General features: G+C 38.7%; 24 protein-coding genes. 15 read left to right on the forward strand and 9 right to left on the reverse strand.

All coding sequences use genetic code 11. The features are described 5' to 3' along the window. Nucleotides 1-80 precede the first annotated feature (80 nt). From JET18_RS01095 to JET18_RS01135, 9 genes are all read left to right on the forward strand, one after another. Nucleotides 81-386, forward strand: a complete 306-nt coding sequence (locus JET18_RS01095; RefSeq protein ID WP_034723398.1) for a DUF3467 domain-containing protein — start codon at nucleotides 81-83, stop codon at nucleotides 384-386. A gap of 253 nt (nucleotides 387-639) precedes the next feature. Then, complete coding sequence (locus JET18_RS01100; protein ID WP_202088582.1) at nucleotides 640-1,290, forward strand: Crp/Fnr family transcriptional regulator; 651 nt, start codon at nucleotides 640-642, stop codon at nucleotides 1,288-1,290. 126 nt (nucleotides 1,291-1,416) lie between these two features. Beyond that, nucleotides 1,417-2,259 (forward strand): DUF5777 family beta-barrel protein, encoded by an 843-nt coding sequence (locus JET18_RS01105; protein WP_202088584.1) that lies wholly within the window; start codon nucleotides 1,417-1,419, stop codon nucleotides 2,257-2,259. Nucleotide 2,260: 1 nt separating this feature from the next. Continuing rightward, on the forward strand, nucleotides 2,261-2,602 hold the full coding sequence (locus JET18_RS01110) for a lipoprotein (protein ID WP_228728464.1): 342 nt from the start codon (nucleotides 2,261-2,263) through the stop codon (nucleotides 2,600-2,602). Between the two features lie 11 nt (nucleotides 2,603-2,613). Beyond that, nucleotides 2,614-3,159, forward strand: a complete 546-nt coding sequence (locus JET18_RS01115; protein WP_202088588.1) for a YceI family protein — start codon at nucleotides 2,614-2,616, stop codon at nucleotides 3,157-3,159. Continuing rightward, on the forward strand, nucleotides 3,156-3,683 hold the full coding sequence (locus JET18_RS01120) for an ankyrin repeat domain-containing protein (RefSeq protein WP_202088590.1): 528 nt from the start codon (nucleotides 3,156-3,158) through the stop codon (nucleotides 3,681-3,683). The genes JET18_RS01115 and JET18_RS01120 overlap by 4 nt, the downstream gene beginning before the upstream one ends. Before the next feature lies 1 nt (nucleotide 3,684). Further along, complete coding sequence (locus JET18_RS01125; protein ID WP_202088592.1) at nucleotides 3,685-4,455, forward strand: T9SS type A sorting domain-containing protein; 771 nt, start codon at nucleotides 3,685-3,687, stop codon at nucleotides 4,453-4,455. Nucleotides 4,456-4,609: 154 nt separating this feature from the next. Continuing rightward, nucleotides 4,610-5,458, forward strand: a complete 849-nt coding sequence (locus JET18_RS01130; protein WP_202088594.1) for a GNAT family N-acetyltransferase — start codon at nucleotides 4,610-4,612, stop codon at nucleotides 5,456-5,458. A 231-nt stretch (nucleotides 5,459-5,689) separates the two neighbouring features. Then, the gene (locus JET18_RS01135; protein ID WP_202088597.1) at nucleotides 5,690-6,970 is read left to right on the forward strand and encodes an alkaline phosphatase family protein; all 1,281 of its coding nucleotides are present in this window, start codon (nucleotides 5,690-5,692) and stop codon (nucleotides 6,968-6,970) included. 248 nt (nucleotides 6,971-7,218) lie between these two features. Here JET18_RS01135 and JET18_RS01140 read toward each other — a convergent pair whose 3' ends face one another. Beyond that, a complete protein-coding gene (locus JET18_RS01140; RefSeq protein ID WP_202088599.1) occupies nucleotides 7,219-8,103 on the reverse strand; it encodes an NAD(P)H-binding protein in 885 nt (294 codons plus the stop codon). 79 nt (nucleotides 8,104-8,182) lie between these two features. On the opposite strand from JET18_RS01140, the gene JET18_RS01145 reads away from it, so the two are divergent. Beyond that, nucleotides 8,183-8,542, forward strand: a complete 360-nt coding sequence (locus JET18_RS01145) for a winged helix-turn-helix transcriptional regulator (protein ID WP_202088601.1) — start codon at nucleotides 8,183-8,185, stop codon at nucleotides 8,540-8,542. A gap of 413 nt (nucleotides 8,543-8,955) precedes the next feature. On the opposite strand, the gene JET18_RS01150 is transcribed toward JET18_RS01145, so the two are convergent. Both JET18_RS01150 and JET18_RS01155 read right to left on the reverse strand, forming a co-directional pair. After that, a complete protein-coding gene (locus JET18_RS01150) occupies nucleotides 8,956-10,011 on the reverse strand; it encodes an NAD(P)-dependent alcohol dehydrogenase (RefSeq protein ID WP_202088603.1) in 1,056 nt (351 codons plus the stop codon). Between the two features lie 42 nt (nucleotides 10,012-10,053). Further along, on the reverse strand, nucleotides 10,054-10,458 hold the full coding sequence (locus JET18_RS01155; RefSeq protein ID WP_202088605.1) for a cupin domain-containing protein: 405 nt from the start codon (nucleotides 10,456-10,458) through the stop codon (nucleotides 10,054-10,056). Between the two features lie 131 nt (nucleotides 10,459-10,589). On the opposite strand from JET18_RS01155, the gene JET18_RS01160 reads away from it, so the two are divergent. From JET18_RS01160 to JET18_RS01170, 3 genes are all read left to right on the forward strand, one after another. Further along, nucleotides 10,590-11,492 (forward strand): helix-turn-helix domain-containing protein, encoded by a 903-nt coding sequence (locus JET18_RS01160; RefSeq protein WP_202088607.1) that lies wholly within the window; start codon nucleotides 10,590-10,592, stop codon nucleotides 11,490-11,492. Between the two features lie 387 nt (nucleotides 11,493-11,879). Continuing rightward, nucleotides 11,880-13,223 (forward strand): carboxylesterase family protein, encoded by a 1,344-nt coding sequence (locus tag JET18_RS01165; protein ID WP_202088609.1) that lies wholly within the window; start codon nucleotides 11,880-11,882, stop codon nucleotides 13,221-13,223. A gap of 140 nt (nucleotides 13,224-13,363) precedes the next feature. Further along, complete coding sequence (locus tag JET18_RS01170) at nucleotides 13,364-13,531, forward strand: hypothetical protein (protein ID WP_202088611.1); 168 nt, start codon at nucleotides 13,364-13,366, stop codon at nucleotides 13,529-13,531. Between the two features lie 90 nt (nucleotides 13,532-13,621). Here the strand turns inward: JET18_RS01170 and JET18_RS01175 are convergent, their stop codons facing one another. The 6 genes from JET18_RS01175 to lpxK all read right to left on the reverse strand — a co-directional run bounded on the left by JET18_RS01175 (nucleotide 13,622) and on the right by lpxK (nucleotide 19,354). Beyond that, the gene (locus JET18_RS01175) at nucleotides 13,622-15,094 is read right to left on the reverse strand and encodes an alpha-amylase (RefSeq protein ID WP_202088613.1); all 1,473 of its coding nucleotides are present in this window, start codon (nucleotides 15,092-15,094) and stop codon (nucleotides 13,622-13,624) included. Nucleotides 15,095-15,141: 47 nt separating this feature from the next. Continuing rightward, nucleotides 15,142-16,239, reverse strand: coding sequence for a DNA polymerase IV (gene dinB / locus JET18_RS01180; protein ID WP_202088621.1), 1,098 nt, complete (start codon nucleotides 16,237-16,239; stop codon nucleotides 15,142-15,144). Nucleotides 16,240-16,456: 217 nt separating this feature from the next. Beyond that, nucleotides 16,457-16,912, reverse strand: a complete 456-nt coding sequence (locus tag JET18_RS01185; RefSeq protein ID WP_202088623.1) for a GNAT family N-acetyltransferase — start codon at nucleotides 16,910-16,912, stop codon at nucleotides 16,457-16,459. Further along, entirely contained in the window at nucleotides 16,912-17,427 is a 516-nt protein-coding gene (locus JET18_RS01190; protein WP_202088625.1) for a TlpA family protein disulfide reductase, read from the reverse strand. The genes JET18_RS01185 and JET18_RS01190 overlap by 1 nt, the downstream gene beginning before the upstream one ends. A 102-nt stretch (nucleotides 17,428-17,529) precedes the next feature. Then, nucleotides 17,530-18,345, reverse strand: a complete 816-nt coding sequence (locus JET18_RS01195) for a purine-nucleoside phosphorylase (RefSeq protein ID WP_202088627.1) — start codon at nucleotides 18,343-18,345, stop codon at nucleotides 17,530-17,532. Then, a complete protein-coding gene (lpxK, locus tag JET18_RS01200) occupies nucleotides 18,329-19,354 on the reverse strand; it encodes a tetraacyldisaccharide 4'-kinase (RefSeq protein ID WP_202088629.1) in 1,026 nt (341 codons plus the stop codon). The genes JET18_RS01195 and lpxK overlap by 17 nt, the downstream gene beginning before the upstream one ends. A gap of 97 nt (nucleotides 19,355-19,451) precedes the next feature. On the opposite strand from lpxK, the gene truA reads away from it, so the two are divergent. Both truA and JET18_RS01210 read left to right on the forward strand, forming a co-directional pair. Beyond that, nucleotides 19,452-20,207, forward strand: a complete 756-nt coding sequence (truA, locus tag JET18_RS01205; protein ID WP_202088630.1) for a tRNA pseudouridine(38-40) synthase TruA — start codon at nucleotides 19,452-19,454, stop codon at nucleotides 20,205-20,207. A gap of 37 nt (nucleotides 20,208-20,244) precedes the next feature. Continuing rightward, on the forward strand, nucleotides 20,245-20,586 hold the full coding sequence (locus JET18_RS01210; protein ID WP_202088632.1) for a hypothetical protein: 342 nt from the start codon (nucleotides 20,245-20,247) through the stop codon (nucleotides 20,584-20,586). Nucleotides 20,587-20,679 lie beyond the last annotated feature (93 nt).

The raw sequence follows: 20,679 nt of genomic DNA on the forward strand, positions 1-20,679 counted from the left end.
GATTTGAAATTTGAGATTTGGATTTATTTTTATATTTTCACAATCTCAAATTTTGAATTTTAAAAACATAATTTATAACAATGGACAACAATCAAAATCCACAAGACGGAAACATCAACATCGAATTGAATGAAATGGTAGCTGCTGGAGTTTATGCAAACCTAGCTCTAGTAAACCATTCTCCATCTGAATTCGTAGTAGATTTCATCCAGTTAATGCCGGGGGTACAGCAGGCTAAAGTAAGATCAAGAATCATTCTTGCTCCACTTCATGCTAAAAGAGTATTATCTGCTCTTCAACAGAACATTGCTAACTATGAGCAGCAGTTCGGAGAAATCAAGGAAGTTGAGCCTTTCGTATTAGGAGGAAACAACGTACAAGCATAAGATTTTTCTTATTATAAATAAGGATGCCTCAGTTTTTACTGAGGCATTTTTTATGGTGATTTTGCAGATAATCATGAATTCTAAACACTGTTATTGTTGATAAAATTAAGTTTAAGCATTAATTTTAGTTTAAAATATTCCTATTAATGAATCGATTGTTAAGTTTTTAATAGAGATTATTAAAGAATATTATTTTTGTGGCAGACCAATACCGCAATTTTATATATTTGCTTTAGAAAATGATATAGCAGATATGGTAAATAATCAATTCATTCTTAATAAATTTGGATTCCTGGGCGATGATTTTTTAAATGAAATGTACGCGAATGCAATTATTACTGATATAAAAGCAAAAACAGAGATTGTAAGGGAAGGACAAAAAAACAAATATGTACCCTTCCTGATTAAAGGGTCTATCAAAGTTTTTACCCTTAACGACGGCAGGGAACTCATCTATTACTACATAAAACCCAATGACAGCTGTCTGATGACCTTCGCGTCCATATTTACAGACTATACCAGCAGAGTATACGCCGTAGCGGAAGAAGAATCCGAAGTGGTCCTCATTCCGGTTTCCGTTATACAGGAATGGCTCATGAAGTTTCCGGAAATAAACAGGATATTTTACCATGAATATGACAGACGGTTCTCAGACGTCATGAATATGGTGAATGATGCTGTCTTTCACAGACTCGACAAAAGAGTTCTGAGCTATATAAGGCAGCAGATTGCTATCACCGGAAATAATCCTGTAAAGATTACACACCGTGAAATTGCCAGTAATTTAGGGACTTCCAGAGAAGTAATAAGCCGGGTGTTGAAAAAAGTTGAAAACGAAGGCGAAATCGTGCAGACCAAAGAGGGCATCAAAATCCCTGTAAATGAAAATGTTAGACCTTTCTAATATATGATGTTTTAAAGCTTTTATATTTATTATTGATAAAAACAATTTGTTCGGTGACTTTTATCACACGTTTTTGAGTTCATAACTCGATAAGTTTGTCATAACATAATTTAATTGATATTGCATATGACAAAAACTCTCTTATTTTTGTCGGTATTCGCTTCAGGTCTCGCTTCTGCACAGGAAGATCTGCTGAAGGATATTGACACACTAAAAACAACTACAGAAGTTTCTCAACCTGCATTTAAAGCCTTGCAGATTGTCACCGGACAATCCACCAAGCTTACGGCTAAAAACGAGTGGTATATCGTGGTTGCCCACCGTTTCGGAGATATAAGTACCGGATTCAAAAACTTTTTTGGCCTTGATGATGCCTCTACAAAACTGGGCGTAATCTATGGCGTAACCGATAAAGTTTCGGTAAGTCTTTCGAGAGAAACCAACCTCAAAACATTCGAAGGCGGAGTAAAGTATAAGCTGTTGTCACAAAATGAGAACGTTCCGGTGGATATTGTGGGCTACAATGTTTTGGCTTTAAATACAGATCTGGACAAAGACAATTATCCCCATCTCAGATTCAGCGACAGGCTTTCCTATCTTACCCAGGCTTTAATCTCAAGAAGATTCAATGATAAGTTTTCTTTACAGCTGACCCCTTCGTACGTTCATAAAAACCTTTACGATCCGGCAATAGAAGACAAAAATCAGTTTCTGGCAGGATTGGGCGGAAGATATAAAGTCTCCAAAAGAATCTCTGTCAACGCAGAGTATTTTGTGAATTTTGATGACCATAGTTTTTATAAAAATCCATTGTCATTAGGTGTTGATATAGAAACCGGAGGACACGTTTTCCAGCTTTTATTCACCAATTCACAGCTCAATTCGGATATCGGTTACCTGTCCAATGCAACAGGAAAGTGGGGAAAAGGTCAGATTTTCTTTGGGTTTAATCTTTATAGAGTTTTTTAAAATGAAAAAGATCGTATATATATTGTCATCAGCTGCTTTGTTAACCGCTTGTGACAGCAGGACCTATGAGGAAATTTCAGACAACACGCCCATTACAGTCCTTGTGAAATATAATTCCGAGGTGAAAACCATCGTAGACAACAACTGTATTGGCTGTCATTCTGCAACGAGTTTTAAGCCTCTCACAACCTATAATGATGTTAAAAATAATATTGACGGGATTCTGGACAGAATTCAGAGACCCAACGGAGATCTCGGAAAAATGCCTCAGGGCGGATCATTATCCCAGACACAGATCAATACCTTCATAAAATGGAAAGCCGACGGGCTAGTAGAAAATTAAAAATATTTGATATGAAAAGATTAGTATTAATAAGTGCCACACTGTTTTTCGCAGGCTTTGCTTCAGCCCAGAAATACAGTTCCAAAACAGGCAGCGTAACCTTTGAAGCATCCGTACCGCTGTTCGAAGATGTGTATGCAAAAGATGACAGCAATATTGTTGTTTTCAATGCTGACAACGGAGAAATAGCTTCCGTTTCTGCCGTGAAAAACTTTCATTTTAAAACTAAATTAATGGAAGAACATTTCAATGAAAGCTATGCAGAAACGGCAAAATATCCAAAGACTACTTTTAAAGGAAAAGTTACAAATTTCGATAAATCCAAACTTACAGGTTCACCGCAGAAGTATACCGTTCAGGGAACGTTGAACTTCCACGGAGTTGAAAAAGCAGTGAATTCTACGGCAACCCTATACGCCAAAGATGGAAAGATATTTATACAGGGAGGTTTCGTCGCCAGACCTGCAGACTATAAAGTGACCATTCCTAAAATGGTGATGAAAAAGGTCGCTGAAAATGTGAATGTTGAATATAATTATATACTCGTAAAACAATGAAAAATATAATTTTAATATTCCATCTTTTTCTGAGCTTTTTTCTCGCATCGGCACAGGAAAAAACCAGATCTGTTTTTGACATCGCCAGAAACGGAACGGTGACCGAGGTAAAAGAACTCATGAAGCAGGACCCGGATATTATCAACAAAACCAATGAGAGTGGGTTTTCTCCTCTTATCCTGGCATGCTACAGAGGCAACGTGGAAGTGGCTAAGTTTTTGATAGATAACGTAAAAGATATCAATTACAAAAGCCAGGAAGGAACTGCTTTATCAGGACTTTCTGTGAAATACAACAAAGATCTGGCAGCCTATTTATTAAGTAAGAATGCCGATCCGAATATTGCCGATGTCTCCGGATATACACCCCTCTTCTGGGCGGTAAAGTTCGGGAATAAAGAGCTTATCGAGATGCTGCTGAAACACAAAGCAGATAAATCCAAAAAAGATTCTATGGGAATGACCCCATTTGAATACGCCTTACAGACTAACAACAAAGAAATCATCAACCTCTTAAAAAATTAAAATGAAAAAAGTTTTACTAGCACTTACTTTAGCCCTGACCAATCTGGCATGGGCGCAGTTTACAACCGGAACGGTAAGTTTATCGACCGGGATGACCATCAAGCTTACCACTACTGCCAGCACAGTTACTATGACCCTTACGGGGCCGGATACGTCCTATTTAGGTGTTGGTTTTGGAGGAACTGGAACCACCGGAGGAATGGGAAGTGGAGTGGACGGATTTATTTACAACGTCAATTCTACAGCAAACACGAATCTTGATTACTCTTTTGCCGGAATTGGAGTATTTCCTAGCGTTGATACTGTACAAGACTGGACTATTACTTCAAATACTACTTCAGGAGGAACCAGAACAATTGTGGCTACCAGATCGCTTGCAGGAGGGGCAGGAGATACCGTATTTACCAATAATACGAGCTCCATCAATATTTTCTATGCGAAAGGATCTACCACCACCATTGCAAACCATGGATTCGGAACCTCTAACAGAGGCTATGCAGTTTTAAGCAGAGCGGTATTAGGAACTACTGAAGCGGCTGCAGAAAGCAAAACAATTCTTCTATACCCGAATCCGGCTAAGGAAACCGTGAGCTTTAAAAATGCAGATAAAATAAATTCTGTGGATATCTATGAATCAACAGGAAGAAAAGTGAAATCTGTAAAGCCTGATGGAGAGAATATCAATGTAAGAGACCTGAAACCGGGGATTTACTATTTTGAGATCACTTTACAGGACGGAAGTTTATCTTTTGAAAAACTGATCAAAGAATAAGTTACAGTTAATTTTTATAAATCTTCATACAATGCCTCTGATTTTCGGAGGCATTTTTTGTTTAATAAGCTGAAAAATCTCATCATGACGGTTGGTGAAGGGGCTGAACGGTTTTTATATCTTTGTTATCAACTGAACGGTTTAAAATAAATATATGGAAATCAGAAGCTTAAAAAATACCGGCGTAGAAGAACTTTTATCGGTTTTCAATGAATCTTTTTCGGACTATGTTGTTCCTTTTCATCTCACCCTGGAGCAGCTTACCTCGAAAATCGCAACAGAGAAAATAGATATGGATCTGTCTGTTGGTGCATTCCATTCCGATAAGTTGGTGAGTTTTATTCTGCGTGCGGAAAAAGAGGAAAATCATCAGCGGATTATTTATAATGCAGGAACGGGAGTTATTAAGGAATACCGGGGACAGGGATTGGTAAGAAAAATGTACGATCATATTGTTCTGTCTTTGAACGGAGAGGATGATAATGTACTTACCCTGGAAGTGATTGTAGGAAATGATGCTGCCATCAGGGCTTATGAAAATTTAGGCTTCAAAATCATTCGTAAACTTTTATGTTTTAATGGAATCATTGATCTTAAAGAAAAAGATTCGGAAATACAGGTGAAGGAAATGGAAACATTTCAATGGGAAGCGTTTCAGTCTTTCCGGGATATAGAACCGTCGTGGCAGAGCTCGATTGAAGTGCTGGAGGGAATCAGAAAAGATTGCAGAATCCTTGGTGCTTATAAAAACGGAATGCTTGTAGGATATGCCATTTATAATCCTGCCGCTAAAAAAGTGTACCAGATTGCCGTTGATAAGAATTACAGAAAGCAGGGGATCGGGACACAGCTTTTCTGCAGAATAGGGAAGGATTGTGAAGGGCAGGCTCTGTCTTTTAATAATGTAGATGAACGTTCGCAGAATACTTCAGCGTTCCTCGAAAGAACGTTAGGCCTTAAAAATTGGGTGTCACAGTTTGAGATGAAGAAAAATCTTAAATAATCCGAGGGCTGGAAGATGGATGAGGGAGGCTGGAAGTTAATGTTGGTCATTTGTTTTTACCGTAACCGTGAAATTTAATGATATGTGCTTTAGTTATGCTTTCGGGTTCAGAAACTTCCATCTTCAGGCTTCCTGACACCACTAAATTTTTAATCTGTTTTTAATATACTTTTAATCTGATAAACTTTTCAGGGAACTGTAGAGACCGTAACTTTGTCGAAAATTTTGATAATGAAGCGAGGAATACAAATTGTGCTGCTGTTTTTTTCTTTGGCAATGTATGCCCAGCAGGCAAATATAGATACGGCTCAGGTAGTTGTGGCTGGCCGTACCAATAGTGCTGAGGTACAGGCTAAACCTTATGTGATCATGATTTCTACAGATGGTTTCCGTTATGATTATGCAAAAAAATATAAGGCGGAGAATCTTCTTAAATTAGCATCGGGCGGGGTCCAGGCTGAAGGAATGATCCCAAGCTATCCCAGTATTACCTTTCCCAACCACTGGAGCTTAATTACCGGACTTTATCCGTCACATCATGGTCTTGTGGATAATTTTTTCTATGATTATAAGAGAAAAGAATCCTATTCCATGAAGGATAAAAAAAATGCTGAAGATGGAAGCTGGTATGGAGGAACACCACTTTGGGCGTTGGCTGAAAAGCAGGGAATGGTTGCTGCTTCCCTGATGTGGGTAGGTTCTGCAAGCGATGCCGGAGGAATGAGACCTTCTTATTACTATCCGTATCACGAGAAATTTAAACCTTCTGAAAAAGTAGATAAAGTAGTCAACTGGTTAAAGCTGCCTGCAGAAAAAAGGCCGCACTTTATTTCCCTGTATTTTCCGGAAGTGGATGGGAGCGGGCATCATTTCGGGCCGGATAGCCAGGAAACAGAGAATGCAGTTCACCTGATTGATAATGCCATTGGTGAGCTTGTTCAGAAAGTCAATGCTCTTGGGTTAAAAAATGTAAACTTTGTCTTCGTTTCTGATCATGGGATGATTAAAGTAGATGGCGGAAGTCCTCTGGAAGTTCCTGCCATGCTTCTGGATAAAAGCAGATTCGATATCTATAATTCCCAAACGCTTGTGAGGGTATATCTGAAAAATCCGGCTGAAGTTAAAGCTGTTTACAAAGCACTGAAAGCCACGAAAACAGATGATTATGAGGTTTATCTCGATAAAAAACTTCCCGGATATTTACATTTTGCCACTAGAGATGACCAATATCAGAGAATCGGACAGATCCTTCTGATTCCGAAAGCTCCAAAAATATTTTTAGAAAAAGGCTGGAAACCCAGTATTGGAAAGCATGGTTACAATCCAAGAATTGTCCCTGAAATGAAAGCTACATTCTATGCCTGGGGTCCTGAATTCAAGAATAATCTGGTTATCAATGAATTTTCCAATGTCAATGTGTATCCCCTGGTCGCTAAAATATTAGACTTAAAAATAGATCAGCCTATTGATGGGAAGATTAAAGTTCTGAAGAAAACGTTGAAAGAGAAATAAGGCTTGATTTTAAATATGATATAAAATTAATTCTGAAAATTGTTTAAAATAAAAGTTTCGGCGGACCAAAGGTCCGCCGAAACTTTTTATAGCCATCCACTGAATCAGAAAGCAAAAAATAGTAAGGACAGGTATTTCTCAAAGCCATTGTATTTCTTTGATAAGCGTTAGCGCCTTTGTCTGCCTTAAAATTTTATCATTTAAAAAAATCTTTGTTTTGCTTTGCGTGAAATGATAAGCAAGACAGGTTAAGCTTCAAATTTAGCAGCGAATTCCTTAGCAAAATCCTCCAGTTTAGTCGCTCTTTCAACCACAGAACCATGCTCTATAAAATCCTTCTGAACGACACCGGTTCTCATCCCTCTTCCCATTTCAACATAAAGCTCTGCCATTTCTTTCGGAAGCCCTGCCTGTACCATTCCATCCAGAGACTGTTCATCGGTAAATTCTACCCACGGTAACTCTGAATTTCCAATAGCAGAACCTAACACTTTTGCAAAATCTGCAGACGGACGTGAATCACTCACAATATAACGGATATTTTTTCCTGATGTATTTTTTACCAGTTCTTCAGCTGCCGCTTTAGCGATATCAGTTGGGTGTACCACTGGAATATTTGCATTGTCAGGGTAGTTCCCACCGAGGATTCCTGCGTTTTTAATTAATGGAACATCATTGAAGAAATTAGTGAAAAAATAACCAGCTCTCAGAAAAGTAACTGAAGTATTTTCCAACTCATTGTATAATTTTTCAATATGATGAAGTCCCTTGATCGGCCCGTTTTCAACAGGAGAATCAGCACCTACACTGCTTAGCATGACCACTCTTTTTACAGATGCTTTTTCAAGAGCTTCGGCGTAGTTTTTCCCTGCGTTAACTGTATTTTCAACAATATTACTTTCTCCCATAATAGGTGGAGTCATGGCAAATACCGCATCTGCACCTTCAAATGTTTTTACCAAAAAATGAACATCGGTAATAGAACCGATTGCCGCTTTTGCTCCCAAAGATTCAATTTCACCTTTCTTTGCTTCACTGCTGCTGATCACCGTAATATCATGACCTTCTGCAATTAACTGCTGTGCTAATGGTTTTCCTGTGTTCCCTAAAGAACCTGTTACAATAATTTTCATATTAAATGTTGTTTATTTTCTTTTACAAAGGTATATTTGTACTTACTTTTATACAAGTACTTACCCTAAAGTATGTATTATGACAGCCATTAAAGAAAGCTCTACCATTCAGCAGAACAGAAGAAACATACTGGAACAATGTCCCGTAATGTATGTGATGGAAAAAATAGGTGGTTTTTGGAAACCCATTATCCTGTTTAATCTTTCCACAGGGGAGAAGAGATACAGTGAATTGAAAAGAGCCATCCCGGAAGTCACAGAAAAAATGCTGATCCAGCACCTGAAGCAACTGGAGGCTGACGGGCTCATTATCAGAACAGCCAAACCGGTGGTTCCCCCGCATGTTACCTACGAACTGAGTGAGGCAGGCCTCAAATTAGCCCCGGTAATTGATGCAATGGCCGAATGGGCTTTCCTTGATATGAAAGGGAAGAAATGATTTTTTTATATGTTTAATGTTTAATGTTTAATGTTTAATGTTTAATGTTTAATGTTTAATGTTTAATGTTTAATGTTTAATGTTTAATGTTTTTATAATAAACACCATGATTTACATTACACAAATATTTCTTCTGCACCCTGATCTATTCAATAGAAATGGGCTTTAGCCCATTCGTTCGTATTCAAATGAACCTTATTCATTAAAAAAAGATTCAATAATTCCCTATTACAAAAATTTCATTATCCGGCCAATATATTCAATAGGAATGGGCTTTAGCCCATTCACCCAGATTAAAAATGCATTCCATTATCCAAATTTTAAATTCCCCCATTGGCTTTAGCCAAAACATAAAAAACAAGAAACAAAAAAGACTGCCCGAAGACAGCCTTTAAGTTAAAATATACGAAGTATTACAAAGATTGCATATCAATCACAAAACGGTATTTCACATCACTTTTAAGCATTCTTTCATACGCATGGTTGATGTCCTGCATTTTGATCAGTTCAATATCCGAAACAATATTATGTTTTCCGCAGAAATCCAGCAGCTCCTGTGTTTCAGCAATTCCGCCGATTAACGATCCTGCTACAGAACGGCGTTGGAAAATCATAGGGCGGGTGCTTACTTCAGCATTCTGGAATTCCCCTACGAACCCTACAAGAACCAGAGTTCCGTTCAGACTGATGGTCTGCATATAAGGATTGATATCATGTTCATAAGGAACCGTATCAATAATCAGGTCGAATTTCCCCTTCACCGTATCCATTTGTGAATCATCGGTAGAAATAATAACGTGATCTGCGCCCAGTTGTTTGGCATCTTCCGTTTTTCCCGGAGTTCTTGAAAATAAAGTCACTTCAGCTCCCAAACCTTTTGCCAGTTTGATGGCCATATGTCCTAATCCTCCTAGTCCTACAACTGCAACTTTAGAGTTCGGTCCTACGTTCCAGTGTCTCAATGGTGACCATGTGGTAATACCGGCGCAAAGAAGCGGTGCTACAGCAGCAAGATCAAGATTTTCCGGTACGCTTAAAACAAAGTGTTCATCCACAACTACTTTCTGGGAATATCCTCCGAAAGTATGACCTCCTAAATGCTTGTCTTTCCCATTGTAAGTTCCTGTAAATCCGTTCAGGCAGTATTGTTCAAGATCTTCTTTACAGCTGTCGCAGTGTCCGCATGAATCTACCATGCATCCTACGGCTGCAAGATCGCCGACTTTAAATTTCGAAACTTCACTTCCTACATGGGTAATTCTCCCCACAATCTCATGGCCCGGAACTACAGGATACAAAGATCCGCCCCAGTCGTTTCTTGCCGTATGAAGGTCAGAGTGGCATACCCCGCAATATAGAATTTCAATCTCTACGTCTTTGGGAGTAGTTGCTCTTCTTTCGATGTTCATTTCCTTCAGATCTGCCGTGGTAGACTCGGCTCCGTAGGCTTTTACTGTTAATGTGCTCATTGGTTTGGTTTATTTGATTTAAGTTAATTAAGTTTCATTTACTTATAAATTATTGTATTCCTCATCACTTACAGGCTCCAGCCATTCTATAATTCCGTTTTGAGTATTGGGATTCATAGCGATATGAGTGAATTCACGATCCGGACCTGCGCCATGCCAGTGGATGACATCAGGAAGGATATTCACCACATCTCCGGCATGTAAAACCTGTGCAGGCTTTCCTTTTTCCTGATAAAATCCTGTTCCTGAAGTTACGATTAAAATCTGGCCGCCGCCGTGAGAATGCCAGTTATTTCTGCAGCCCGGCTCAAAAATAACATTCGCGATCTGACAGTTCAGATCATCTTCGTTGGGTTTTAAAATCCGGACCCAGGCTGTTCCTCCTGAGAAATAAGCTTCCGGAGCCTTTTCTCCTTTTGGAAAAATGTTTGTATTGAATGTTTCCATAACAGTACAAAAGTCGATACTTTTAGATAAACACAACTTATACAGATTACCGAAATACTTACCAATTTTACAGACCCTGCACAAGGTCCGCCGGAAAGTGGTAATTTTGAATAAGATTAAAAAGACAGTCAATGGAAAATCAGGAAGTTGAAATTTATAATAGCGTCTCGGAATACAATAAAATGGCCAATCATGAAACCCTGCATCCTTTGGTGAGTGTAATTGATTTTTCAAAATCTGATCCTATTTGTCAGCATAAAAGAACGTTTGGTTTTTATACTGTTTTTTTGAAAGATGTGATGTGTGGAGATATGTTTTACGGAAAAAACAGTTATGATTATCAGGAAGGAACATTGGTTTTTATTGCACCTGGTCAAACGTATGGCATTTACAATAAAGGAAAGTGGATTCAGCCGGCGGGCCATGCCTTAATCTTTCACCCTGATCTGATCAAAGGAACCAATCTCGGTAAAAATATAAAAGACTACAGCTTCTTTTCCTATGATGTTCATGAAGCGCTGCATCTTTCAGAAAAAGAAAGAGAAATTGTTCTCGAATGCTTTAAAAATATCAAACTTGAGCTTGAACAGTCTATTGATAAGCACAGCAAATCATTAATTGTAAATAATATTGAGTTGTTTTTAAATTACTGTATGCGTTTCTACGACCGTCAGTTTATTACCAGAGATCATGTCAATCAGGGTGTGATCGGGAAATTTGAAAACCTGGTGGATGATTATTTTAAATCTGACAATCCCAAAAATATTGGTTTTCCTATGGTTAATTATTTTGCAGAAAAACTAAACCTCTCTGCCAATTATTTCGGAGATCTGATTAAAAAAGAACTGGGAGTTTCCGCACAGGAATTTATTCATAACAAACTGATCGATGCTGCAAAAGAACAGATCCTGAATCCGGCAAAATCCATCAGTGAAATTTCCTACAATCTTGGATTTAAGTATCCGCAGCATTTCACAAGATTATTCAAAGCTAAAGTAGGTGTTTCTCCAAGCGAATACAAAACCTTAAACTAATTATTTTAAACACAAACAACACAAATATTTTCACAAATACCACAATTTTATCTATGATGATTTGTGAAATTAGTGCAGGAAATTAGTGTCATTTGTGTTCAATAAACTTTCCATTTAAAAACACAAACAGCATAAATATTTTCACAAATACTACAATTTTTTATCCATGATGATTTGTGACATTAGTGCAGGAAATTAGTGTCATTTGTGTTCTATAAGCTTTCCATTTAAAAACACAGATAGCACAAATATTTTCACAAATACCACAATTTTATCCAAATCCATTTGTGAATATTAGTGTTAAAAATTAGTGATATTCGTGTTTAAATTTTCTCATTTCAAAAAACTGAATTAATTTTATTATACAAAATTTTCAAAGTTTTTAAAATGACAGTTTCGCAGACTGCAACCTATGTTTTTCAGACTTCCTTTGGGAAAATCATTGCATTGAAAGAGAATGGCGTCATCAAAGCCAAAAGCATCCGGTATGCCCGCTCCGAAAGATTCCGGAAACCTGTTCCAGAACCGCCTTCTCCCACAGAGTTGATTTTACCGGATAAAACACCCGTCTGTCCGCAGGTCATTAGTCCTTTGGTGGAAAAAATGATCGGGCCCACTCATATAGAAAGTTTTGATCCGGAAGAATCCACACAATATCTTTCCGTTATCCGTCCCGAAAATTTTACAGAAAATGAAAAGCTTCCCGTTGTCGTCTGGATTCATGGAGGGTCTCATGAAATAGGATGTGGAGATCTTCCCACTTCCGATCCCGGCGATTGGGTGAAAGAACAGCGGATTATAGTCGTTACCGTTTCCTACAGGCTCGGACTTTTCGGGTTTCTGGGAGGTGACAGAAACAGACCGCCCAACTTAGGCCTTTTGGATATTATAGAAGCTTTAAAGTGGATCAAAACCTACATCCGGGAATTCGGAGGTGATGCTGAAAATATTACTCTTTTCGGACAGTCTTCCGGTGGCGATGCTATTGCCCATCTGATGATTTCCGAAGGAGTGGAAGGTCTGTTTCAAAGACTAATTATTCAAAGTGCTCCTTTGGGATTACGCCATAAAAGACAGAAAATGGCTCAGGAATTTTTGTGGAAAACAGAAAGGCTGAAAGATGAGTCTGATGTTTTAAAAATGATGGATGATTACAGGAAGTTGGTACCGTCTATTTTTAAATATGGATTGAAAGCCGCAATGCCGTTTGGAATTCAGTACGGATTTCCACCTTTGTGCAGAGAAGAGGAGTCGGTAGAAAAATGGAAAGCTAATGCCGGAAAATATGATGTCCTGATTGGCTTGAATAATGATGAAACAGCGTTCTATCTCAAAACTTCAGAAGCTTTGAATACATATTTCGGAACAGGCTTAGGATTAAGAATTATGGATAAAACTGTTGAAAAAACGACTGAATTTATCTATGGAGCTCCTGCAAAGGTCTTCGCGGAAAATTACGCTCAAGCTGGAGGAAATGTTTACCTGTTCAGAATTCACTCCGGAACAAATAACAGCACGATCGGTGCGCCGCACTGCATAGATCTTCCCTTGATTTTCGGAAATGAATCTGCCTGGAAATCCTCTGAAATGTTGAAAAATATTCCCTGGACTTATATTGAAGAAAACGGAAAAAAATTAAGGGCATTGTGGGCAGAATTTGCCAGAAACGGAAGTATTTCCGATGATTCTGAAAGACCGGAAATCCTGAAACTTCAGAAAATTGTTTTGTAAATCAATCTGATTGACAAATACTTCAATAGATATTTAAATGGTGCAATAAATAGATTTGAATGCGTATTTCGTGTTTTTAATTCACCGGTTGTTGTAATAATTTATGTATATTTAATAGCTAAACTATAAAAAATACCATTATGAAAACAACATCTTCAACGCCGCTGAGAAAAATCGACAGAAAGGAGCTTAAAAGTGTAAAAGGAGCAGGACCTATCCGCGACAGGGTATGCTGTACTTCCAACGAAGACGGCTTCTGCTGCGAATGGGCAAGCGATATCTGGAACTGCAGATACATTCACTGCTAAACGATCAATATTGGTCTAAAGAACAGAAAGCATACTTGATCCATGAACATGTATGCTTTTTTATTATAATTTTCAGTATTCTATAGCCTCTTATTCAGGAATCCAAACACTTACATTTCCTGCCGGAACCGGGAAATCTCCCCATCCGTTTTCATCGATCAATATTTTTTCCTTAGATCTTTTAAGCAGGTCTGTAAAATTTTGACCTGCATAGCGTTTCCCTATTTCCATAGGTTTACTGTAAGCTTCTTTATTGCTTAAAACTACAGCACATCCGGAATGTTCTTCATCCCCTTCGCGTGTCCAGCCCAAACAGTTGGCATCCTCGAAATAATCCCTCTGCATTCCATAGGCATGATCTTTTCTTGCTTTGAGAAGTTCTTCTATACCATCTACTTTTTCAAGGAAAATTTCCTGGTCATTACCTTCCCGGTCTTTATCCACATAATGGGCACCATAAAGGTCAGGATAAAACACACATGGATAGCCGTTTTCACGAAGAAGGATCAGGGCATAAGCCATAGGTTTGAACCATGCTTCTACCGGAGCTTCAAGATCCTGCAAGGGCTGGGTATCATGGTTTTCCACAAGACTTACAGAATGCATGGGATCTGCCTGGGTAAGTGTTTCGTCAAAAATTCTTCTGAGGTCATAAGAATCGCCTTCCCTGGAAGCAGTATGAAAATTATTCTGCAGCGAACTGTCGAAAAGGCTCATACAGCCTTCTGTTACCTCAATGTATTTCTGGAGAAGATTCAGCTGTCCCGGCGCCCAATATTCTCCCACTGCGAAAATATTTTTTCCGGAATTGGAACGGAGCATCGTAAGCCATTCCTTATAAAAATCAAATGAAATATGTTTTAAGGCGTCCAGTCTTACGCCATCAAAATCTGTCAGGTTGAAGTACCATTCTGCCCAGTTGTTCAGTTCTTCACGTACAAAAGGATTACGGTGCTCGATATCGTTGTACATGAGATAATCGTAATTTCCTTTCTCATCATCGATCATCTCTTCCCAGTCATTACCGTACTCAGACTGTATTTTGAAAATGTGGGAATCCATCCCTTCCGCATAATCCACTCCGCTGAAACAGTTGAAGTTCCATTCAAAATCCGAATACTTTTTTCCTCTTCCGGGAAAGGTAAATTTCGTGTAGGATTCTATTTCAATCACATCAGAGATGATCTTTTCCCTATTATTTTCGTCTACTTTTACGGCGTTAAATTTTTCCAGCTCATCACCGCCGGCTTTATGACCCAGAACAATATCAACGATGATTTCCATCTGTTGTTTTTTTAAAGCTTTAATAGCGTTCAGATAATCATTTTTTGTCCCATATTTTGTAGGTAAGATTCCTTTCTGGTCAAACTCTCCAAGATCATACAGGTCATAGGCATCATACCCTACTGAGTAGCCTCCATTGGTCCCTTTGTAAGCCGGTGGAAACCAAACAGAGGTGATTCCTAATTCCGCAAGATGGGGCGCCTGCTTTTCTGCTTCTTTCCATAACTTTCCATCTCCTTCAGAATACCAGTGGAAAAATTGAATCATCGTTACATTCATAGGGTGTGATTTGGTAGGTTTCCTACAAGATAGTGAATTTTTTTCACCTATTGATTTTCAAACTCTTCGAACGGAATCTTTAGTTGAATTGAAACCTGCTTTTTTTCCTCTGTGTTGAGGTGGGATAGGGACAGTCCCAACAGCCGTACAGGTTTGTCGAACGGTCTGAGCTCCCAGAGTTTTTTCCCGGTATTGAAATATTGTTCGGCAGAAGTGAAATATTCTTCTTTTGTAAAGCTTCTGGTAAAAAGAGAGAAATCTTTATATTTAATTTTTAAAGTTAAAGCTCTTCCTGAAATATTATTCTTTTGCAGCCGCTGATGGAGCTCCTGACTCAGATGCTCCAGTTTTTCATTGATTGCCTGGTCATCAAAAAGATCCTCAAAAAAAGTTCTTTCCACGGCCACACTTTTCTGGATACGATGAGGTTTCACTTCAGAATTATGAATGCCCCTGACAACATTGTAATAATAGGCGCCGGATTTCCCAAAAAGCCGGACCAATTCTTCCAGGGATTTTTTCTTTAAATCTTTTCCTTTATAAATTCCTAAACTAAACATTTTGTTAGCTGTAACTTTCCCTACACCGTAAAATTTTTCGACAGGAAGTTCTTCTAAAAATCCTTCAATTCTATCCGGATGGATCGTTTTCTGGCCATTCGGTTTATTGATGTCCGAAGCTACCTTGGCCAGAAATTTATTCACGGAAATTCCAGCTGAAGCGGTCAATCCGGTCTGTTCAAATATTTTCTGACGGATTTCTTTCGCAATCTGATTGGCAGATTCTATATCTTTTTTATTTTCGGTAACATCCAGATACGCTTCATCCAGGGAAAGAGGCTCCACAAGATCTGTATATTCATGGAAAATTTCACGGATCTGTTTTGATATTTCTTTATAACGTGCAAAACGGGGCGGCACAAAAATAAGATGCGGACATTTTTCCTTTGCCGTTTTACTGGGCATCGCAGAGCGGACACCATATTTTCGGGCTTCATAACTTGCCGCAGAAACCACACCACGGTGTTCTCCGCCTACAGCAATAGGTTTCCCCTTAAGTGAAGGATCATCATGCTGTTCCACGGAAGCATAAAATGCATCCATATCAACATGAATAATTTTGCGGGTGGGAAAAGAAGAATCCATACCGCAAAGATATGGATTCCTTTATTTTGAAATAAATTATTAGCCCAGGTTTTATAGGATGGGAGATGGAGGCTGGAAGTTACTGTTGGCCAATAAATTTTAAGCAGTCACCTTGACATTTATCTGATCTGGTTTAAAAAGATAATAAAAATATACTATAGCTAAACTTTCGGGCTATAATAACTTCCCTCTTCTAACTTCCGGCTTCCTGACTACTTTATATTTTCATTCTCATCGTAACGAGCAGAGACTCAAAACCGGCTTTTTCATAAGCTTTAACTGCAGATTCATTTTCGGAATACACATCAAGCCTGATTTCTGAGATATCTTTGGATGCTGCCCAGCTGATCAGTTCATCAAGAACCGCTTTATTGATTCCTTTACCTCTGTGCTCCGGCTTTACAAACATAAAACCCAGATAGGCATAACGGTCAAAATTCGAGTAGTTATTGTCCGGTGTTTTAATCTTTGCATAACCGGAGGCTACGATTTCATTATTTTCTTCTGCAACCAGTACGAAGGCATCTTCTGATTTGATCAGTTGAAGCAGATCATAATAATGGATCTCTCCATCAATGAGCGTGCTGTTAAATGGCCTTTCCGCAGTCACAATTCCCTGTTCAAATTCTAAAAGGATCTCAATATCCTGTTCAGTAGCTTCTCTGGTGATCATTATTGTAAAAGATGATTGATGGTTTCCTGAATTTCCGGATCCTCCGGTGAAATGGCGTAGTATTTTGCAATAGAAGATTTCTGATCCACCACCATATATCTCGGAATCCAGTTCAGATCAATATAATTGTTGAAATCATTTTTCCAGCCTGATGCAAACCAGTAATTATCCTTGTCCTTCATATGGAACCGGTCCAGGCTTTTATCAAAACCTTCTTTTGATCTTTCAAGGGAAAGGAAGACAAAATCTACATTGGGATTGTTTCTTTCAAGCTCTTCAGCTTTTGGAAGGGCTTTCAAACAGTCTCTGCACCATCCGGCCCAGAAATCAATCACTAGAACTTTTCCTTTATGCTCATCAAGAATCTGCTGAATAGTAACGCTTTTTCCTTCTTCATTCTCCAGCTTCTGTACCAGGGCTTCTTTGGAAAAACCGGTTTTAAGCACTTTGGGCTGCTGCTGTGAATAGCCCAGTCCAAAAATACTTATCGTAAGAATTAATGCTAACTTTTTCATTCTTTCAATTTCATTTATACAAATCTAAACAATGAAATGCAATTGGAAACCGATTTTTTATGAATTAGGAAAAATTTATGAATTGAAAAATTCTATAAAGATCTATGAATAGTTTTTAACCAAACCTTTTACCACAGCAATCACATTCGGCATGGCTTTATTGGCGGCATTAAGAACTTCTTCATGGGAAACGGCGAGGGCAATATCCGGCCCGCCCAGATCTGTAATCACGGAGATACAGAAAACATCCATACTCATATGTCTGGCAACAATGACTTCAGGAACGGTACTCATTCCTACCATATCACCACCAATAGCTTTGATCATTCCATATTCTGCCGGAGTTTCGAAAGTAGGTCCCTGCAGGGCAACATAAACGCCCTGATGAATTTTAATATGGTTTTCAGCCGCTGCTTTTTCCGCGGTTTCAATCATTTTTTTGTTGTAAGGTTCGCTCATATCCACAAAACGCGGCCCGAACGACTCAATATTTTTACCACGAAGCGGGTGCTCAGGCATCATATTGATATGGTCTTTTAAAATAACGATATCGGCAACGCTGTACGCAGGGTTCACACCGCCGCATGCATTGGAAAGAATAAGGTTTTTAATACCCAGCAGATGGAAAACCCTGATCGGAAAAGTCACGGTTTCCATAGAGTGGCCTTCGTAGTAATGGAAACGTCCGCTCATCATCAGAACCTTTTTTCCTTCCAGGATTCCGTAAATTAATTTTCCTCCGTGTCCTGCAACGGTCGTTTGTGGAAAATTGGGAATTTCAGGATATTCTAAAACGTGAATGGCTTCTACCTCATCCTGCAGTTTTCCCAGCCCGGATCCCAGAACAATGGCAAAATCAGGAACTTCTTTGATGATATTTTTAATAAAATCGGCGGTCTGCTTAATTTTTTCTAACATAATCCAGGATGATTTCATTGAATTCTTCTTTCTTATCAATAATGACATTGATAGGCCAGTAGTAAACAATTTCTCTAAGATAGTCAAAAGTTTTCAGACGCACATAATCTTTCTCCGTGGTCAGGATCAGTTTGTATTCCCCTAATTTTTTATATTCCGCCGTGATTTTTTTGATATCATCATCGGTGAAATTATGATGGTCCCTGAATTTTAAATGCTTCACACGCTGCGAAAATTTAGCCAGATGCTCAAGAAGAGGCTTCGGATTGGCAATTCCCGTGATCAGAAGGATGTCGTAGTAGTTCAGGTTGTTGTCCGGAAGCATTTTATCTTTTCCGTACACATTTTCGTCATAACCGATGGATGAAAAGAATACTTTCTGGTTATGGGAAGGTCTTATCCTTGAAATGTAGTATCGTTTGGTTTCTTCGGTAAGCTCATCAGGACATTTGCTGACCATGATGATATCTGCTCTTTTGGAACCGTTTCTGGATTCCCGCAGATCTCCGGCCGGAAGAAGGTGGTCTTTAAAATAAGGATCATTAAAATCGGTCATCAGAATATTGAATCCCGCTTTAATGGCTCTGTGCTGTAAAGCATCGTCCAGAACCAGAACATCCAGATCCATATCTTCTATTACTTTTTTGGCTCCGGGAACTCTTTCCTCCGAAACGGCAATGACGAAACGGTTTTTGAAGCGTTCAAAAAGCTGCATGGCCTCATCGCCCACAATTTTATAATTGCTGTCGTAATTCGTTACTTCATAACCTTTTGTAAGTCTGCCGTAACCGCGTGAGAGAACCCCCGTCCTGTAATGTTTGGACAGATATTGGGCAAGATACATCACCATAGGCGATTTTCCGCTTCCGCCTACAGAAAGATTTCCGACATTGATTATCGGAGTTTTAAACTTGGTTGTCTTAAATACTCCCAGATCATACATTGTGTTTCGGATACCCGTTGCCAAATGATAACCGAGGGAAAAAGGATATAGGTACCATCTTTTCATACGTTTGCAAAAATAGGGATTTTCATAAGGATTTTATATAATATTCTCAAAGACTTTTCATTAAATTAAAGTATTTTTGTGGAGTTACTTTATTACATTGAGATACTTTATTGAATTTTCTTACAACGGAAAAAATTATTTCGGTTATCAGATACAGCCGGACGCTATTTCCGTGCAGGAAGAACTTGAAAAAGCGCTTTCCACCATTTTAAGGGAAGACATCAAAACTACGGGTGCCGGACGGACGGACACGGGTGTTCACGCCAAAAAAATATTTGCCCACTTCGATACGGAAAAAGCAGTAGATGAGGTGAATCTTCCTCATAAACTGAACAGTTTTCTGCCGCCTGATATTGCGGTCAAAAGAATATTCCAGGTGAGAGCTGATTTTCATGCCCGCTTCGATGCGACGTACAGAACCTACGAATATTATATTTCCCTCGCGAAAAATCCGTTCACCCAGGAATCTGCATGGCAGCACTGGAAAAGAAAACTGGATATTGCTCCTATGAATGAAGCCTGTAAGATTCTGTTTGAATATGAGGATTTTACAAGTTTTGCCAAATTGAAGACCGATAATAAAACCAACATCTGCAAAATGTACAAAGCAGAATGGGAGCAGAACGGAACAGAACTTAAATTTACGGTTTCAGCGAACCGTTTTCTGAGAAATATGGTCCGCGCAATTGTGGGAACGATGGTAGAAATAGGAAGCGGTAAAATAAAGCCTGAAGAGCTGAGAAAGATCATTGAGGATAAAAACCGTAATGCTGCCGGAACTTCAGCGCCGGGACATGGGTTGTATCTTGTGGATGTAGGTTATGAATTTGAATCAAAAGAAAATGGGTCTTAATCCTTAGTAAAATTTTAAATCAATAAAAACACAAATTATGCTATCAATTTTTATTCTTATCGGAGCGTACCGTTATTACGCACAACTGGCCGAAAGATTCGGGAAAACAAAATGGCACTACGGGCTTTTGGCTATTGTCGTGTATCTGGGAGCTCAGCTCGTATTCGGCTTTTCTTACGGAATTTATAAAGGAATTACAGATCCCGCTTCTGTGGATGGAGTGGATTATGCAGGTGTTTCTTTTGTGAATCTGATCAGCTGGGTTATTTCCATTGCGGTGGTTTATGGCGTTTATCAGCTTCTGGAAAAGAAATTCGTGAAAGAGCATGTCAATAAACCTTCTATTGAAATTGAAAAAATAGGGGAGAAGGATTTGTAAGATTTTATAATATAAAATTTATAACCTGAAAGTAGGTGGAGGTGCTCGAAGCCACCGGATAAGTTAGCTTCGAGAGCCTCAGCTAACTTACAT

The organism is Chryseobacterium endalhagicum, from assembly GCF_016745235.1.
Taxonomy (GTDB): Bacteria; Bacteroidota; Bacteroidia; order Flavobacteriales; family Weeksellaceae; genus Chryseobacterium; species Chryseobacterium endalhagicum.

Bases quoted from the DNA above. Each gene is read 5' to 3' on its own strand.
- JET18_RS01175 (WP_202088613.1), bottom strand. From the start codon at position 15,094: ATGAATGTAACGATGATTCAATTTTTCCACTGGTATTCTGAAGGAGAT.
- JET18_RS01165 (WP_202088609.1), top strand. From the start codon at position 11,880: ATGACAGTTTCGCAGACTGCAACCTATGTTTTTCAGACTTCCTTTGGG.
- JET18_RS01135 (WP_202088597.1), top strand. From the start codon at position 5,690: ATGAAGCGAGGAATACAAATTGTGCTGCTGTTTTTTTCTTTGGCAATG.
- JET18_RS01190 (WP_202088625.1), bottom strand. From the start codon at position 17,427: ATGAAAAAGTTAGCATTAATTCTTACGATAAGTATTTTTGGACTGGGC.
- JET18_RS01115 (WP_202088588.1), top strand. From the start codon at position 2,614: ATGAAAAGATTAGTATTAATAAGTGCCACACTGTTTTTCGCAGGCTTT.
- lpxK (WP_202088629.1), bottom strand. From the start codon at position 19,354: ATGAAAAGATGGTACCTATATCCTTTTTCCCTCGGTTATCATTTGGCA.
- JET18_RS01120 (WP_202088590.1), top strand. From the start codon at position 3,156: ATGAAAAATATAATTTTAATATTCCATCTTTTTCTGAGCTTTTTTCTC.
- JET18_RS01160 (WP_202088607.1), top strand. From the start codon at position 10,590: ATGGAAAATCAGGAAGTTGAAATTTATAATAGCGTCTCGGAATACAAT.
- JET18_RS01095 (WP_034723398.1), top strand. From the start codon at position 81: ATGGACAACAATCAAAATCCACAAGACGGAAACATCAACATCGAATTG.
- dinB (WP_202088621.1), bottom strand. From the start codon at position 16,239: ATGGATTCTTCTTTTCCCACCCGCAAAATTATTCATGTTGATATGGAT.
- JET18_RS01130 (WP_202088594.1), top strand. From the start codon at position 4,610: ATGGAAATCAGAAGCTTAAAAAATACCGGCGTAGAAGAACTTTTATCG.
- JET18_RS01210 (WP_202088632.1), top strand. From the start codon at position 20,245: ATGCTATCAATTTTTATTCTTATCGGAGCGTACCGTTATTACGCACAA.
- JET18_RS01185 (WP_202088623.1), bottom strand. From the start codon at position 16,912: ATGATCACCAGAGAAGCTACTGAACAGGATATTGAGATCCTTTTAGAA.
- JET18_RS01150 (WP_202088603.1), bottom strand. From the start codon at position 10,011: ATGAGCACATTAACAGTAAAAGCCTACGGAGCCGAGTCTACCACGGCA.
- JET18_RS01170 (WP_202088611.1), top strand. From the start codon at position 13,364: ATGAAAACAACATCTTCAACGCCGCTGAGAAAAATCGACAGAAAGGAG.
- JET18_RS01105 (WP_202088584.1), top strand. From the start codon at position 1,417: ATGACAAAAACTCTCTTATTTTTGTCGGTATTCGCTTCAGGTCTCGCT.
- JET18_RS01100 (WP_202088582.1), top strand. From the start codon at position 640: ATGGTAAATAATCAATTCATTCTTAATAAATTTGGATTCCTGGGCGAT.
- JET18_RS01110 (WP_228728464.1), top strand. From the start codon at position 2,261: ATGAAAAAGATCGTATATATATTGTCATCAGCTGCTTTGTTAACCGCT.
- JET18_RS01125 (WP_202088592.1), top strand. From the start codon at position 3,685: ATGAAAAAAGTTTTACTAGCACTTACTTTAGCCCTGACCAATCTGGCA.
- JET18_RS01140 (WP_202088599.1), bottom strand. From the start codon at position 8,103: ATGAAAATTATTGTAACAGGTTCTTTAGGGAACACAGGAAAACCATTA.
- JET18_RS01195 (WP_202088627.1), bottom strand. From the start codon at position 18,345: ATGTTAGAAAAAATTAAGCAGACCGCCGATTTTATTAAAAATATCATC.
- JET18_RS01155 (WP_202088605.1), bottom strand. From the start codon at position 10,458: ATGGAAACATTCAATACAAACATTTTTCCAAAAGGAGAAAAGGCTCCG.
- JET18_RS01145 (WP_202088601.1), top strand. From the start codon at position 8,183: ATGACAGCCATTAAAGAAAGCTCTACCATTCAGCAGAACAGAAGAAAC.